Below are 15,858 nucleotides of genomic sequence, written 5' to 3'. Positions count from 1 at the left end.
CGACAACGGTGATCGGGGCGTCGAACATGGCGGTCATGAGTCCTCATCGCGGGTCGGGAACGCCGAAACGGATCAAGCGCCTCCGGACGCTACATGACCGGGTAGATACTCAGAAGTAGCAAAGGGGCGGGTGAGCGCCGCGCACCTGAGGGGTCCAGGCGGGTATTCCCGTTAGGTGGCGCTTCGTGCCTTCCTGTCGTGCGCCGTGCTCCGGCCGGTCCCGTTCTGCCCGAGGAACTCCGCCACGGCCAGCGCGAAGAGGAGCGCGATTGCGATGCCGACGATGACCCAGCCGGTCGGGTAGCTCCACAGGACGAAGGTCAGTACGGCCGCGGCGACCAGGACCCAGGTGATCCGGCCGCGGTGGCGGTGGACGAACGGCCCGACCGGGCCGGTGCGCAGGCCCGCGCGGTCCGCCGTGGAGCGGACGGCGCCGATGCCCGAGTGCCACAGCTGCCGTACGAGCGTGGCCCAGCGGCCGGGGCCGGTCAGCCAGGCGGCCAGCGCGATCACCACGCCGAGGACCACGGTCATCCGGACCGTCGTACGGAGGTAGCGCGTCATCGCGTCGTAGATGCTCCCGGCCGCGGGCTGCGAGACGCTGTCCGGCAGCGCGTTCAGGTACACCACGCGGAAGACGGTCAGGCCGACGCCGAGCAGGAGCGTGGCGAAGGCGAAGGCGAGGGCCGCCGTCACCAGGACGCGGCGGCGGTGGCGGGAGAGGAGCACACCGGCGGCGACCAGCAGCACCGAGAGCACCGGAAGCCAGTCGCCGGCGATCTGCAGGAGGCGGAAGCCGGTTCTGACCTTGCCGATGTCGTCGGCCCGCAGCACGGTGAAGTCGGTGTGCACCTGGGGGATCTTCGCGGCCGCCGTCATTCCTTCGTCGACGAGGCGCTGTTTGACCTGATCGACGACCGGGGCCAGGTCGAGGGTCACCGAGTCGTTGTCGATCTTCACCGCGCCTCCGCCGCTGCCCGTGAGGGCCTTGACCACCGTGGCGTGGATGCGGCGGTTGGCCTCGGTCCAGATCCGCTCGAAGGCGTCGGAGGCGATGATGTCCTGCGATGTGTCGTGGACGAAGCTGCGGACGGCGTTCTCGAGCGAGTTGCCGAGTGCGCCGAGCGCCTTCTCCAGGCGCGGCCGGTCGGCGGGCGCCGCGCCTTCCAGCAGGGCCGGTACGTCGATGTGCTCCATCACCGCGTCGGTGACCCGGGTGGCCGCAGCCGCCTGGACGTCGGGGTCGGAGGCCAGCGGGGCGACCGTCCGTACGTAGCGGTCCGTGTCGCCGACCTGGCTCGACGCCCACGCCGCGACGGCTCCGAGCGGGGCGAGGACACAGCCGATGACGATGAGCAGAGCGGCGAAGAAGGACTTCCACCGGTGCCGGGGCGCCCGGGCCGTCCTCTCGGCCTCCAGGGCCGCCACCCGGCCGCGCAGCTGCTCGAGTTCGGAACGCCCCTCGTCTCCGCCGGGTGCGCCCTGCGGCTCCGCGCCGGGGTCCGGGGCACCTTCGTGCGTCATGGCGCGTCCTCTCCTGCCGATGGCTTCACCTTGCAGCGCATCCCGGGGAGCGCGCGGACGCGAGCGGTACGCGTCCGAAGGAGTGACCGGCCTCGTGGCTCGCCGCGGGAGCGCATCCCGGGGAGCGGTACCAACAGGTATCGGCCATATGGCTTGCCGTGGCGGATTCCTTCGGTGATCTTTCTGAGGAGCAGGTGGGTCGATGATGACGGCGCTGCCGTCGCAGGGGGTTCGGTCGGCGGCGTGTGTCGAAGGGGGAGACTGCGCTCCGCTGAGCCTGCCCAGAGCGGCCGGGTGGAGGCGGACGTCTTTCGCATGCGGTTGCTGGCCCCCGTTCCGGCCCCCGCCGACCAGCCGATTGACCTCGACCCGGACGGCGAACTGTCGCGGCTCGTCAAGCCTGGCGACGAGGTGGAGGTCACTACCTGGCGCAGCGTCCGGGTCTCCGTCAGCCACGACGGGGTCAGCGAGACGCTCCCCGGGCTGCCGGACGAGGCCACCATGTTCGTCGGGCTCACGCTCGTCGGTGCCTGGCCGACGATGCTGGCCTTCATCGCCGCGTTCGGCAGTGTCCGCCGGGCCCGCTGCCTCGCCACCGGCCGCCCCGTCGTACCGCGGGTCCCGTTCGGCCTGGCGAAGGGCGCGGTCGTGGTGGTGGTGCCGCTCGCCGTGGCGTACTCCGCGCTCAGTGTGTGGGACGCCTGGACGGCAGTGGGAATGACGGTGGCCATCTGGGCGCTGATCGCGCTACCGGCCACGTACGCCGCCCTGCGCTGGAACCGCGACGGGCTTCCCGCCTCACCGCCCTCGCTCGGTACGTGATCGGCTCCGGCGGCGCCGGGGGCCGTCACTTGTGCCAGATGCCGCGGTACGCCTCGCGGTAGCCCGACGGGTCCCAGGACGTGGCGCCGCTGCTGTTGGCGGCCGTGGCGATGTGGACGGGGGCGACGTAGCCGCTGGCGGGACGGCCGGCGAAGGCGCGGTTGAACTCGTCGACGATCTGCCAGCCCTGCTGGGACAGCGGCTCGGGGACGGTGGCGGCCTGGAACTGCTCGCTGTTGATGCGCTGGAAGGCGGAGGGGTCGCCGTCGCCCGCGCCGATGTTGAAGGGCGGTCCGGAGCCCGGCTTGCCCGCCGCGCGGAGGGCCGGAGCGGCGTCGGCGAAATACAGGTCGTTGATGGCGACGGAGTGGGTCCACTTGTTCTGGAAGCGGGACAGGAGCGAGGAGACCTCCTGGGGGGTGCGGCTGCTCGCGTCCGGGATGGGGATGTTCTCGTAGGCCAGGAGTTCCACGCCGGAACAGGTCGCGAGCTCCTTCTTGATCAGTTCGGCTTTGTTCCTGGCGAACGGGATGGAGTCGTCGGTGAAGACGACGACTCCGGCCTCGCCGTCGGACCGGGAGATGATCCAGTCCGCACTGATCCTCGCCACGTCCTCCACCTTCGTGGTGACGTTGGTGAAGAGCCCGGTGGCCTCGTCCGGGCCGGGGGAACCCACCGCGTGCCAGCCGATGAGCGGGATCTGCGCCGCCCGGGCCCGGGCCGTCTGCTGCGCGGTCAGCTGCGGATCGAAGCCGCCGATGACGATGCCGGAGGGCTTGAGGGTGACGGCCTGGCTGAGGGCCGCCTGGATGCCGGCGGGGGTGCCCTCGCCGTCGATCACCCGTACCTTCCAGCCGATGGCCTTCGCGGCTTCCTCCAGCCCCTTGGCGACGCCGGCGACGCCGGGGTTGGTCATGGTCTGCGCGACGTAGACGATGGTCTTGCCGGGCACTGCTGCGGGGCCGCTGGTGGGGCCGGTCCAGGAGGCGTCGGTGTTCTCGGCCCGCTGAACGGCCGCCCGGGCCTTGGCGAGGGCGGCGGGGCAGCCGGCCTGCGCCGGCCCGCTGCCGGTCGACGGGCCGCTGTCGCAGCCTGCGGCGACCAGGGCCACGGCCGCGGTCAGCAGGGCCGCGGCGGTGACGCCGGTCCTGCGTTTCGCATACTTCGCATACTTCGCATACTTCGCATACTTCGAATACGTCGGGTATTGCGAGCACTTCGAACACTTCGAGTACACGGGGAACCTTTCCGGCGACTAGAGGTGGCCGTTCTTCGCCGGTGCGGGCGGCGGTTCGGCGAGGGACCGGCGGGTCTCGGTGGCGCCGGTACGCAGCCGGCGGCGGGCGGAGTAGCCGGCCAGGCCGACGGCGATGAGCAGGGTGCCGCCGTTGAACAGCGGCGTCGCCCAGAACTGGGCGCCGAGCTGGCCGATCCCGGCGAGGCCGACGGCGAGCACGGCGACGGCCACGACGGTGCCGAGGGCGTTGGCCCGGCCCGGTCTGATGGTGGTGGACCCGAGCAGGGCGCCGACGAAGGCGGGCAGCAGGTAGTCCAGCCCGACGCTCGGGTTGCCGGTCTGCTGCTGGGCGGCGAGGAGGACTCCCGCGAAGCCGACGACCAGGCCCGATCCGGCGAAGGCGTAGACGGAGTACCTGTGGGTGGGGATGCCGAGGATGCCCGCGGCACTCGGGTTGGAGCCGATGACGTACAGGTACCGGCCGGCCGGCAGCCGTTCCAGCACCAGCCAGAGGACGGCGGCCACGGCCAGGACGTAGAAGGCGGGTACGGGCAGCCCGAGGAACCGGGAGTCGTAGAGGGCGGTGAAGGATCCGGGCAGGCCGTCCGGGCCGGGAACGATCCGGGCGCCGTCGGTGATCCAGCCGGTGAAGGCGTACATCATGCTGCCGGTGCCGAGCGTGGCGATGAAGGAGTCGATCTGCCCGAATTCGACGATGACCCCGTTGAGGGCGCCGGCCGCCGCTCCTCCGCACACCACCACGAGACAGGCGAGGGGCCACGGCCAGCCTTCGTCGACGATGAGCTGCAGCACCATGACGTGCGCCAGGCCGAGACCGTAGCCGATGGACAGGTCGAACTTGCCGGTGGCGATGGGGATCGTCGCGCCGAGCGCCAGGATGGCGGGGATCGACTGGTTGGAGAGGATGGAGGAGATGTTGTCCTGCGTGGGAAAGGTGTGGGGCAGCGCGACGGAGAAGACCAGGAAGAGCAGGGCGGCGAGGGCCAGCAGGCCATAGGTGCCGACGAGGTGCCCGCGAAGGCGGCCCAGCACGGATCGGGGCGAGGGGAAGACGCTCATCGGCTCGTCGCAGCTCCGGTGATGGGGGGCATGGCCGAGGCGGTCCGCGTGAGTTCGGCGACGGTGAGGGCCGCGCCGGTCAGCTCGGCGGCCACGGTTCCGCGTACGAACACCAGCGCGCGGTGGCACACGCCCGCGACCTCCTCGAAATCGGTGGAGATGAGCAGCACCGCCAGTCCGGCGGCCAGCGCGTCGTCGAGCAGGCGGTAGATCGTGGCCTTGGCGCCGACGTCCACACTGGCGGTCGGCTCTTCGAGGATGAGCAGGCGCAGGCCTCCCCGGAGCCAGCGGCCGACCATGACCTTCTGCTGGTTGCCGCCGGAGAGGGTCGCGATCGGCACCTCGCTGTCGCGGGGGTGCACCGAGAACCGGTCGATCAGGGCCGTGGCCTCGGCGCGCTCCCTCCGGGGGCTGATCCAGTGCAGCGCGGGCACACCCGCTGCCCGGGGGTTGGCCAGGAAGTTCTCCCGTACGGTCAGTTCGGCGGCGCAGCCTTCCTCCTGACGGTTGCCCGCCACGAAACCGACGCCCGCGTCGAGCGCGGCGGAGACCTTGGACGGGTGGTACGGCCGGCCGTCGAGCAGCGCCCGCCCACCGAGGACCGGCCGGGCGCCGGCGAGTGCGCGGCCCAGGTCCATGTGGCCGGCGCCGGTCAGGCCCACCATGCCGAGGATCTCGCCGGCCCGCAGGTCCAGGCTGATCCCGTCGGCGTACGCGGTCGTCAGCCCGTCGAGGCTCAGGAGGGGCGGGCCGGCGGCGGGGGCGGTGGTGGGCCGGTGGCCCGCCGGTTCGCGGCCCACGATGGCGCGCACCAGACGGGCGGGGCTGTGGCCGGCGAGCGGACCCCGGTCGACCAGGCGGCCGTCACGCAGGACGGCGAAGGTGTCGGCGACCTTGTACACCTCGTCGAGCCGGTGGCTGACGTAGAGGATGCCGTGTCCGCGGTCGCGCAGGGCGTGCAGTACGCCGAACAGCCGGGCGCAGTCCGCGGCGGGGAGGGTGGCGGTCGGCTCGTCGAGGACGATGAGCTCGGCGCGGGTGGCCAGGGCGCGGGCGATGGCGACCAGCGAGCGCTCGGCGGGGGCGAGGTCGGCGATCCGCGCGTCGGCGTCCAGATGTCCGGCGACGAGCCGCAGCGCCTGCGCGCAGCGCTCCCTGGTCCTCCGCCAGGAGATCAGTCCGCCGCGGCGCGGGTAGCCGGTGCCCAGGGCGATGTTCTCGGCGACCGTCATCCACGCGACGAGGCCGAGGTCCTGGTGGATGAAGGACATGTTCAGGGCCGCGGGTCGGGAGCCGAGCGGGTGTCCGGCGACCGTCACCTCGCCCGCGTCGGGGTGGTGGACCCCGGCGAGCACCTTGATGAGGGTGGACTTCCCGGCACCGTTGGGGCCGAGCAGCGCGAGGATGCTGCCGCGGTGGAGGTCGAGGTCGACCGAGGCCAGCGCGAGGGTGCCGCCGAAGTGCTTGCTCAGCCCGCGCACGCGGAGGAGGGGTTCCCCGCCGAACCGGGAGGGTGGGCCCGTCGAGGTGTCGGGAGCGTCATGCACAGACTTCTCCGGGGGTCGGCCTCCGAGTTCTTTCCCGACTGCATGCGGGAGTCTACGGGGCGCTTCCGGCGGATTCGCGGCATATCGCAGCATTTACGGACCTGGGCGGGCGAATGGGTGAGTCGGCGGTCGGAGCCGACGGGAGCCGACGGGAGCCGACGGGAGCCGGCGGGTGCCGAGGCGGCGGTCAGGTCAGGCCACCGCGTCGAGGGCGCACTCGGCCCAGATGACCTTGCCGGCGGTGGTGTAGCGGGTGCCCCACGCCTGGGCGAGCTGGGCCACGAGGAACAGGCCGCGGCCGCCCTCGTCGGTGATGGCCGCATGGCGCATGCGGGGAGCGGTGCTACTGGCGTCGTGCACCTCGCAGATCAGGGTGCGGTCGCGGATGAGGCGTACCCGGATGGGCGCGGTGCCGTAGCGGACGGCATTCGTGACCAGCTCGCTGAGCAGCAGCTCCGTGGCGAAGGCGGACTCGTCCAGGCCCCACCGGCTCAGCTGCGCGGTGGCGGCGGCCCGGACTTCGCAGACGAGGGCCGGGTCGGCGGGCAGGTCCCAGGTGGCGATCCGGTCGGGAGGCAGGGCGTGGGTGCGGGCGACGAGCAGCGCGATGTCGTCGGCGGGGTGTTCGGGTGCCACGGCGTCGAGGACCGCTCGGCAGGTGTCCTCGGGCGCGCGGTCCGGGTCGGCCAGTACGCGGCGCAACGCGGCCAGCGCCACGTCGATGTCGCGATGGCGGTCCTCGATGAGTCCGTCGGTGTAGAGGACCAGCTGGCTGTGTTCGGGCAGCTGCATCTCGACCGACTCGAACGGCAGGCCGCCGAGGCCGAGGGGAGGCCCGGCGGGCAGGTCGAGGAGGGTGACGGTGCCGTCGGGGAGGACCAGCACGGGCGGCGGGTGCCCGGCGCGGGCCATGGTGCACGTCTGCGAGGTGGGGTCGTAGATGGCGTACAGGAAGGTGGCGCCGACGATGCCGGTGCTGCCGTCGGTGGCGTTGTCGCCGCCCTCCTCCCGGTCGAGGCGCACCATGAGGTTGTCGAGGTGCGTGAGGAGCTCGTCGGGGGCGAGTTCCAGTTCGGCGAAGTTGCGGGCGGCGGTGCGCAGCCGGCCCATGGTGGCGGCGGCGTGCAGTCCGTGGCCGACGACATCGCCGACGAGGAGGGCGACGCGGGTGCCGGAGAGGGGGATGACGTCGAACCAGTCACCGCCGACTCCGGACTCGGCGGGCAGGTAGCGGTGGGCGACCTCGACGGCGTCCTGCTCGGGAAGGCCGCGCGGGAGCAGGCTGCGCTGCAGGGCCAGGGCCAGGGTGTGTTCGCGGGTGTAGCGGCGGGCGTTGTCGATGCACAGGGCGGCGCGGGCGGCGAGTTCCTGGGCCAGCGCGCGGTCGTCGTCGCCGAAGGGGGCGGGGTCCTGCGAACGGTAGAAGCTGGCGATGCCCAGGAGGACGCCGCGGGCGAGCAGGGGGACGGTGATCAGGGAGTGGATGTTGTGGGCGAGGAGCCGCTCGGCGTGCTCGGGGTCCTGGGCGATCCAGCCGAAGGCGGCCTTCAGGTCGGGTTCCAGCACCGGCTGCCCGGTCGCCTGGCAGCGCATGTGGGGTGTCGTCGGGCGCAGGGTGACCTGCTCGCCCACCGGGTAGAAGGGGCAGTCCTCGCGGATGCCGTGGACCACCGTGCGGTGCATCTCGGTGGTGGGGCCGGACTCCTCACCGCGCAGTACGGCCTCGGGTACGTCGATGGTGACGAAGTCGGCCAGGCGCGGGACCGCTGTCTCGGCGAGCTCCCAGGCGGTGCGGGCCACGTCCAGGGTGGTGCCGATGCGGTTGCTGGCCTCGGCCAGCAGCTCCAGCCGGCGTCGCGCCGCGACGGCGTACTTGCCCACTTCCGGCTCGCCGACCAGCACCAGCCCCCTGACCGTGCCGTCGGCGGAGCCGGCGGTGCGCGGTGCGCCCGCTGCGGCGGGAGCGGGGGCACCGCCGTGGGCGGGCGTGGGAGCGGGGGCATGCCGGTCCGTGTCCTCGGGGAGGAGCGCCTCGATGACGACGCCCTCCACCCCGGAGGAGCTCGTCACGGGACGGCTCACGAGCGTGACCCACCGGCCGTGGGACAGGGGTACCTCGGCGGCGGCCAGCTGGGCCGAGGACATCAGCTCGGTGGCCTTCTCCTTGAGGATCCACTGGTCGGGCTGGTCCAGCTCGCTCTGGAACAGCTCGTCCATGGCGAGCGGGTGCCCGTCGAGAGCGCCCCCGATCGGACCGGTGTGGTTGTCCGCGTCGAGGTAGGCCTGGAGCAGACCGCGCTCCCGCGCCGAGCTCTGCTCCATCAGCCGTCGTTCGACGGCCTCGGCGGCCCTGCGTACCAGCGGGACCAGCGCGGGGTCCGCGTCGGTGTACGGATAGCCGAGGCACAGGACGCCCTCGATGCGCCCGCTGAGCTGGTCGCGTACGGGGATCGCGGTGCAGGCGCTCGACTGGGAGCGCTCGGCGAAGTGCTCGGCGCCGTAGACCTGGACGAGCCGCCGCTCCGCGAGGGTGAGGCCGATGCCGTTCGTCCCCGCGACCTGCTCGGCGAACACGAAGCCGGGCACGCTCTGGATCGGGGCGAGATGCCTGAGCAGGGCCTTGTCTCCGAAGCGGCGTTGGAGGACCGTGCCGTGTCCGTCGGCGAGGCAGATGTTCATCTGGCTGCCCGCGAAGATCGATTGCAGCCGGTCGAGCACGGGACCGGCGGCGCGGACGAGCGGACCGTCCGGGTCGAAGTCCTCCGTGAAGGGGAGCTCGGACTGGTCCGGCGACAGCCCCAGCAGCCGGCAGCGCTGCCACGAGCTCAGGATCGGACTTCTCACGCTCCCCTCGACCGACTCGCCATGCAGAAATCGGTCACGGGAACGCACAGGGCCGATGTGGTCTCCCACGACCCCCATCTGCACCACTCCCCTCACCGGGGCACTCTCGGTCGCCCGATTTGAGTATATTCCTCACATTATGGGGGCGAGTCCGGGAGCAGTGACCGGTGGGCCGGACCTCAGAGGACGGCGACCGGATCGACGGGCGAGCCCGTCCCGCCGGGGACGTTCAGCGGCGCCACGGCGAGGAGGAACGCGTACCGGCCCGCCTCGGCGCAGGCGGCGGAGAGCGCTTCGAGGTCGAGGTTGTCCAGCAGCGGCACCCCCATGGCGGTGATGGCGAGCGCGTGGACGGGAGAGTGCAGGCCTTCGACCGGCGACGGCCGCACGTCGCTGTCCCCGTCGCCGCCGAGCAGGGCGATGGCCCGCTCGGCCAGCAGCGGCATGGCGTCCACGTGCCAGCCCGCGCTCGCCGCGTCGGTGTTCCAGGGGCCGGTTTCCCGCCGTCTGCGGAAGCGGCCGGTGCGCAGCAGCACCGCGTCGCCGTCCCCGATGCTCACGTCGAGTGCCTCCTCCGCAGCGAGGATGTCGTGCACGTGCACCGCATGCCCGGGCTCCAGCCAGTCGACTCCGAGGACGGCGGGCAGGTCGAGCAGTACGCCCCTGGTGACGAGGGGGCCGAGCGCCGCCACCGAGCCGAAGCGGGCGCCCCCGGCATCGACGGCCTCGCGCGCCGGCCGGCCGTCGTACAGTCGCCCCCGATAGGCGATGTGCGACAGCGCGTCGAGGTGGCTCACCCCCTTGCCGTGGTAGTCCACGCCGAGGAAGTCCTTGTAGGCCGACGGCTCCGGTGCCTCCACGTCGCCGAGGTCGGACATGTAGTGCAGCGCGGGCCTCGCGTTGTCCGGTCCCGGCCGGGTGTCCCACGGCCGCCCCAGGGGGACGACCGTGCCGGACCGGACCAGGGCGGCGGCTCTGCGCACGTGGTCCGGCGTCACCCTGTTCCAGGCGCCCCGGTCGGCCGCGGCCCAGCGGCCCCATGTGCGGACCGCCTCGAAGAGTGCGTCGAACTCCTGGCGGGGGACCGCGGCATCCCCGGGGCCGGGGCCGGGGCCGGGGCCGGGCGGCGGGGGAGTGGGGGCATCGGCGGGATCGCTGCTCATGGGTACTCGGCGCTCCAGGGCTCGGCTCGTACGGATGCCAGGCCCCTCGGACGGCTACGGTGAGTAGTCCTCGGGTGTGTCGCCGTAGTGGCTGGAGCGGGGCCTGGAGCCACTGCTCCCAGGCTCGCCGATCACCCCGGCGCGGCGCCGCTGCCCGCGCGGGGCCATGCGGCTGATCCGGACGCCCCCGGGCCGCGTCGGACCGGCGGCGAAGCGTCGGGCAGCCGGCGGTCCCGATCGGCTCCCCCTACGCCCCTGCCCCCCGGTCCTGTTGGCCGCATCTGATCATTTACAGTTCAACGCCGTCCCGTACCCGCCCGGTCCAAAAGCCCCAGAATGAGGAGCCGATCCCATGACCTCAGTGACCGACTTCGAGCTCCGTCCCGCCGTACCCTCCGATGCCGAGGAGATCACCCGGCTGTTCCTGGCCTCCCGCAGCGCGGCGATGCCCTACCTCCCGCGCATTCACAGCGACGAGGACACGCTCGCCTGGATCACCCACGTCGTGCTCCCCCACAGCCGGGTGTGGGTCGCCGTCGGCACGGCCGCGCAGGAGATCCTCGGGTTCGCGGCCCTGGAGGACGACATGCTGGAGCACCTCTACCTGCTGCCCGGGGCCCGCCGTCAGGGCATCGGCACCCGGCTGCTGGAGGAGGTGCGTGCCGCCGCGCCCGAAGGCCTCTCGCTGAACGTCTTCCAGCGCAACGAGGCCGCCATCGCCTTCTACGTGCGGCACGGCTTCGAGCTCGTCGGCACCGACGACGGCAGCCGCAACGAGGAGAACGAGCCCGACGCGACCTACCGCTGGAACCCGGCCGGTCAGTCCTCCGCGACCGCGTGATCCGTGGCTGGTTCCGCCGGTGCCCCCTTCCCCGCGCGAGGGTCAGCAGCTATTGCTTGACCGGACGCGTTGGCTCAGGAGGAGGGCGGGATGCGATGACCCATCCGGGGAGCACGGGCGAGAGCGGCGAGGCGGCCGGCCAGGAGACCGGCGAGGGCGGAGCCCGGGCCGCCGCCCCCGGTCAGCAGAAGATGACTTCGTTCGACCAGATCTACGACCGGCCCGACCCCAGGGACTTCTTCCGCGACCTCGGACGCTGGGAGTACCAGACGCCGCACCACGCACAGGGGGTGTTCCGCCGCCTGGCCGCCGCCCGCACACGGGCCGACGGCGGCGATCCGCTCGCGGTACTGGACATCTGCTGCTCGTACGGCATCAACGCGGCCCTCCTCAACCACGACCTGACCCTGGAAGAGCTCTCCGCCCACTACACCTCGCCGCAGGCGGCCGCACTCACCACGGCAGAGCTCATCGAGCGGGACCGGGCCTACTTCGCGGCCCGCCGGCGCCCCGACGCCGTACGGATGATCGGACTCGACCGGGCCGCCAACGCCATCGGCTACGCACTCGCCGTCGGCCTGCTCGACGAGGGATTCGCCGAGGACCTGGAGGAGGATCCCTCCGGCGCCGCCCTCCTCAAGGCCGCGCAGACGGTGGGGCTGATCACCGTCACCGGCGGCGCCAGCTTCCTGTCCCCCCGCACCTTCCGGCCGCTCCTGTCCGCCGCCCACCGCGAGGTGTGGGTCGCGGCGTTCGTCCTGCGCACCGGCTCCTACCAGAGCATCGCCGACGGACTGACCCCCTTCGGGCTGGTCACGGAGAAGGCGGAGGCCCCCACGTACCGGCAACGCCGCTTCACGAGCGCGCAGGAGCAGCAGCACGCCGTCGACGCGGTGACCGCCCTCGGCGAGGACCCCCGTGGCAAGGAGAGCGACGGCTACTACCACACCGCGTTCCACCTCTCACGGCCCGCACACGACGCCGCGGCCCTTCCGCTCCCGGCCCTGCTGCGCGAGGCCTGAGAAGACGGGGGGGCGTCCGGTCCTGGTCCGCGGAACAGGACCGGACGCCCCCCGAACGAGGCCCTAGCGGCGCGCGTCCACCACCGCGAGGAGCTTGCCGCTGGTCGGGCTGCGGTCCAGTGACGCGCCGTCGACCGGCTCGACCACCAGGTCCAGCAGCCCCTCCGTCACCGCCGAGCCGAGCTCCGGGTAGCCGGTCAGGAACACGTCCCGCAACCGCTGGGGGTCCGGCGCCCCGGCCCGTTCCACCCGTACGGTCAGCCGCTCGCACGCGTCCGTACGGTCGAGCCGGATCTGCAACTCGCCCCGCAGGCCGCCCCGTTCCTCGGCCAGGGTCAGGATCCGGCGGTGGTTGAGGAAGTACGTCGCCACCCGCATCACGTCACCGGTGCGCCCCCTCAGCTCGAAGCGCGGCGCGTGCCGGCCGCAGGGGCAGCGGCCCGGGATCTCCCGGCCCAGGTCGCCTATCACGTACCGGCCGAGCTGCTGCCCGCGCCGTGCGTGCGTGGTGAAGACCAGCCGGCCCGTCTCGCCCGGGGCCACCGGCCGGTCCTCGGCCAGGTCCAGGATCTCCATCGTGTGGAGGTCCGCGTGCAGGTGGTGGACCCCGCCGGAGCTCTCGGTGCACTGGTAGCCCAGCGGGCCGAGGTCGGTGCTGCCGTAGGTGATCGAGCGGACGACCTCGATCCCGAACGTGTCCTTCAGGGTGCGCTGCTGCTCCTGCGTGAAGTGCTCGCCGCCGTAGAAGACCTTCCGCAGGCCTCCGTACGCGCGCAGCGCGTCCGCCTCCGCGTGCAGCAGCTGCCACAGGTAGGAGGGCATACCGAAGAGGGTGTCGGCCCCGTGGTCGATGAGGGCCTGGGCCGTCGCCCGGTGGTCCGGGCCCGCGGACAGCGGCAGTTGCACCCCGCCCAGCCGTTCCAGCACGGAGAAGAAGCTGATGAAACTGCCGTACATGCCGCCGCAGTAGAAGAGGTTCGCGGTGCGGTCCCCGACCGGGTCGTAGCCGGCGGCGAGCAGGCCGCGCGCGGCGGCGTGCATCTGGGTGTCGTAGTCGTCGTAACTGAACACCGACAGCGCCGGCGCGCCCGTGCTGCCGCCGCTGCGGAAGTACAGCTCGGCATCGGCCCGCGCCAGCTCCCGGGCCGGCTCCTGAACGTCCTCCTTGCCCAGCAGCGGGCCCGCGGGCCGCGGCAGGACCACCGGCCGGGCCAGGTCGTCCAGGCAGGCGGTGGTGGCGAAGCGGTCCGGGTCGGCCTGGACCGCGACGCGGCGGCTGTAGCGCTGGAGGGCGTACACCCCGTCGTGCGGCTCGCCCGCGTAGCTCTCCAGCATGGCGCCGACCGGCGTGACGCGGGTGACGCCCGCGGCCAGGGCGGTGCGGGACAGCTCGGCGATGTCGGTGCGGCTGCCCGCGAGGCCCGCCGTCTGGAGGTAGCGCCGCATCGGCCGCAGCGTGGCGATCATCCGCTCTCGGGGCAGCGGCTTGACCCACACACTGCGGTGCAGCGGCGAGGCGGTGAGCGGGGACCGGGTGTCGGCCATGACCCGCCACGAGCCGTCGGGTGCGGCGAACACCCGGGTCAGGCCGAGGTGTTCCTCCAGCCGGGCCACCAGCTCGGTGGTGGTCAGCTCGGCTTCCTCGGCGGGATCCGGCTCGCCCGCCTCGCCCGCCGAAGCAGCGGTCACGGCCGCCGGCCGGGCCGCGAGGACGGCGGCGAACCGCTCGGCGAAGGCGAACACCTCGGCCTCGTCCTCGGTGTCGAGGTAGACCACCTGCGGGCTGGAACACGCCTGCTGCTCGTGCAGGCACACGTCGTCGGCGAGGGCGCCGAGCGTCACGGAATCCGACCAGGCGTCACCCGTCAGGTACGCGAAGGAGATCCGGTGCCCCCACTCCACCAGCCGGCAGCCGGCCGGCACATGGGCCGCCACTCCTTCGACGGCGCCTTCCCCGCCCCATACGGCGACGGCGTCCGCGGGCGCGCACATCAGGCGCAGCCACTCCTGCCGGGCGGACGGGAAGCGCAGGACGAGCACCCGCGCGGCCAGTGCGCCGCTGGGGTCCAGGGCCGCGAGCTCGGCCATCAGGTGCTGGGTCAGCAGGGTGTCGGCGCTGCTGGTCTTGAGGATGTTGACGTTCCCGGCCAGCAGGCCCTCGACGATGCTCAGCGGGGCGACCGTCGCGGCGTTGCCCGGCGCGATGTGGGCGACCAGGCCGACGGGCGCCCACGCCTCGTAGACCGTCTCGCGCGGATCCGCCCGGTCCAGCCGCCCGGGCGTCGCGCTGCCGAGTTCCCGGCGCAGCTTGCGGGTCAGCTCGCGCCGGCCGAGGAGCCCCCCGAGCTCGGCCAGGACGGCCGGGTCCTCCCCCTCGGGCAGGTGCGCCGCGAGCCGGGCGCGCACCGGGTGGGCCGGGTCGCGCAGGGCGGTGGCGAGGGCGTCGCAGGCGGCGAGCACTGTCTCGGTCTCCAGCACCGTGGCCAGCGCCGCCTCGACGGCGGCCGGCAGCTCGGCGAGGCGGCGCCCGGCCTCCTCGTCGCCGATGAAGGCGCCCTGCCAGTAGTGGTGCGCGGCGCCCGCGCCGTCGTCGTGGTGCTCGTACGCGGCCTTGGTCTCCGTCACGGTCACGCCATGCCCTTCATCAGTTCCGCTGCGGCCACCGCGCAGCTGCGGTTGCGGCTCACCCCGGCACGGCCGTGCACGGTGAACCAGGGGGTCTGGAGCTCGCACCCGCAGGCGTCGCCCGGCTGGAGGGAGGCGAGGTCGCCCATGACCACGCTCTGTGCCGGCACCGAGGTGATGTACGGCGACACGAGGTGCAGGTAGCCCCGCTCCCCGTACGGCAGGGGTTCGAGCGTGCGGGTGGAGCGGATCGTCACCCGGGACCAGACGGGTGCGTGCAGCCGGTGGTGGTCGCACTCGATGTACGGGATGCAGTGCTCCACCGACCCGAAGGTGTCCCGGATCCGCTCACCCGGGATGCCGAGCTGCTCGGTGACGCGGGCGTACAGCTCCTCCTTGCCGATGCGCCGGTCGGCGTGCCCCTTCCAGCCGCCGCCGAGGACGACGAGGGAGCCCTCGGGCAGGCGCAGCGGGGGCAGTCCCATGGCCCGCATCCGCTCCAGGGTGAAGAAGAGGAAGGCGGGGAAGCCGAGGATGCGGACCGGGGCGTCCTCCCGCTCGAAGCGGCGCAGCGCCGCGATGCAGCCGAAGGGGTCGAACTCGTGGTCGCCGCCGGTGTTGCGCAGCGCGTACTCGACGCTGCGCGCCGGGGCGAAATCGCACAGGTAGTTGTCGGTGAAGGCGGTCCCGAGATTCAGGGACGGGGCCGGCTCGTAGCTGTACAGGAGGTAGTTGACCTCCTGTTCGGGGGTGATCCAGCCGTTGCGCTCGAAGATCCGGGCGACCATGCGCTGCGCGGAGCGGATGGTCCAGTGGTCGAAGAACATCTGCGACTTCTGGCCGGTGGTGCCGGAGGAGGTCAGGTGCAGCTCGACGTCCTCGCGCGGGATGGAGAGCACCTCGTGCCGTTTGAAGAAGTTCGCGTGGACGAGCGGGGCGCGGTACGGCTGCGCCGGGGGAGTGGCCTCGTGCAGGGAGCGGAAGAACGGGGAGCGTTCGGTGTGCCAGGCGTTGGTCTCCGCCATGGCGGCGGCGAACAGTTCGTCCTCCGCGGGGCCGCAGGCGTACGGATCGGTCAGGTCGCACAGCTGTTGTACGTGCGGCAGGAGGGCCGGGTCTGGTACGGCGACCGGCGCGAGATGGGGGTTCATGG

Annotated in this window: 11 protein-coding genes; 3 read left to right on the top strand and 8 right to left on the bottom strand. The window is 72.7% G+C overall.

Annotated elements, in window-relative coordinates; all coding sequences use genetic code 11:
- Window positions 1–171: 171 nt before the first annotated feature.
- Window positions 172–1,524, bottom strand: a complete 1,353-nt coding sequence (locus tag AB0D94_RS11695; RefSeq protein WP_362049407.1) for a hypothetical protein — start codon at window positions 1,522–1,524, stop codon at window positions 172–174.
- 315 nt (window positions 1,525–1,839) lie between these two features.
- Here AB0D94_RS11695 and AB0D94_RS11690 point away from each other — a divergent pair, with 315 nt between their 5' ends.
- Complete coding sequence (locus AB0D94_RS11690) at window positions 1,840–2,346, top strand: hypothetical protein (RefSeq protein WP_362049404.1); 507 nt, start codon at window positions 1,840–1,842, stop codon at window positions 2,344–2,346.
- 25 nt (window positions 2,347–2,371) lie between these two features.
- Here the strand turns inward: AB0D94_RS11690 and AB0D94_RS11685 are convergent, their stop codons facing one another.
- The 5 genes from AB0D94_RS11685 to AB0D94_RS11665 form a co-directional block, all read right to left on the bottom strand.
- Window positions 2,372–3,469, bottom strand: coding sequence for a substrate-binding domain-containing protein (locus AB0D94_RS11685; RefSeq protein WP_362049513.1), 1,098 nt, complete (start codon window positions 3,467–3,469; stop codon window positions 2,372–2,374).
- A gap of 132 nt (window positions 3,470–3,601) precedes the next feature.
- Window positions 3,602–4,663, bottom strand: a complete 1,062-nt coding sequence (locus AB0D94_RS11680; protein ID WP_362049401.1) for an ABC transporter permease — start codon at window positions 4,661–4,663, stop codon at window positions 3,602–3,604.
- Window positions 4,660–6,210, bottom strand: coding sequence for a sugar ABC transporter ATP-binding protein (locus AB0D94_RS11675; protein ID WP_362049398.1), 1,551 nt, complete (start codon window positions 6,208–6,210; stop codon window positions 4,660–4,662). Before AB0D94_RS11675 ends, AB0D94_RS11680 begins: the two co-directional genes overlap by 4 nt.
- 192 nt (window positions 6,211–6,402) lie before the next feature.
- On the bottom strand, window positions 6,403–9,132 hold the full coding sequence (locus AB0D94_RS11670; RefSeq protein WP_362049395.1) for a SpoIIE family protein phosphatase: 2,730 nt from the start codon (window positions 9,130–9,132) through the stop codon (window positions 6,403–6,405).
- A gap of 101 nt (window positions 9,133–9,233) precedes the next feature.
- Window positions 9,234–10,217, bottom strand: coding sequence for a cyclase family protein (locus AB0D94_RS11665; RefSeq protein WP_362049392.1), 984 nt, complete (start codon window positions 10,215–10,217; stop codon window positions 9,234–9,236).
- A 352-nt stretch (window positions 10,218–10,569) separates the two neighbouring features.
- Between AB0D94_RS11665 and AB0D94_RS11660 the strand changes: the two genes are divergently transcribed.
- Window positions 10,570–11,058 (top strand): GNAT family N-acetyltransferase, encoded by a 489-nt coding sequence (locus AB0D94_RS11660; protein ID WP_362049388.1) that lies wholly within the window; start codon window positions 10,570–10,572, stop codon window positions 11,056–11,058.
- Between the two features lie 95 nt (window positions 11,059–11,153).
- Window positions 11,154–12,080 carry a hypothetical protein gene (locus tag AB0D94_RS11655; protein ID WP_362049385.1) on the top strand — a complete coding sequence of 309 codons (927 nt, stop codon included), beginning with the start codon at window positions 11,154–11,156 and terminating at the stop codon, window positions 12,078–12,080.
- Window positions 12,081–12,143: 63 nt separating this feature from the next.
- Here the strand turns inward: AB0D94_RS11655 and AB0D94_RS11650 are convergent, their stop codons facing one another.
- Complete coding sequence (locus tag AB0D94_RS11650; protein ID WP_362049382.1) at window positions 12,144–14,711, bottom strand: acyl-CoA reductase; 2,568 nt, start codon at window positions 14,709–14,711, stop codon at window positions 12,144–12,146.
- Window positions 14,708–15,856 carry an acyl-protein synthase gene (locus AB0D94_RS11645; protein ID WP_362049510.1) on the bottom strand — a complete coding sequence of 383 codons (1,149 nt, stop codon included), beginning with the start codon at window positions 15,854–15,856 and terminating at the stop codon, window positions 14,708–14,710. The genes AB0D94_RS11650 and AB0D94_RS11645 overlap by 4 nt, the downstream gene beginning before the upstream one ends.
- Window positions 15,857–15,858: the final 2 nt, after the last annotated feature.

Origin of the sequence: Streptomyces sp. NPDC048255 (genome assembly GCF_040652415.1) — a bacterium.
GTDB lineage: Bacteria > Actinomycetota > Actinomycetes > Streptomycetales > Streptomycetaceae > Streptomyces.
This window is presented reverse-complemented; position numbering and strand designations above follow the sequence as displayed.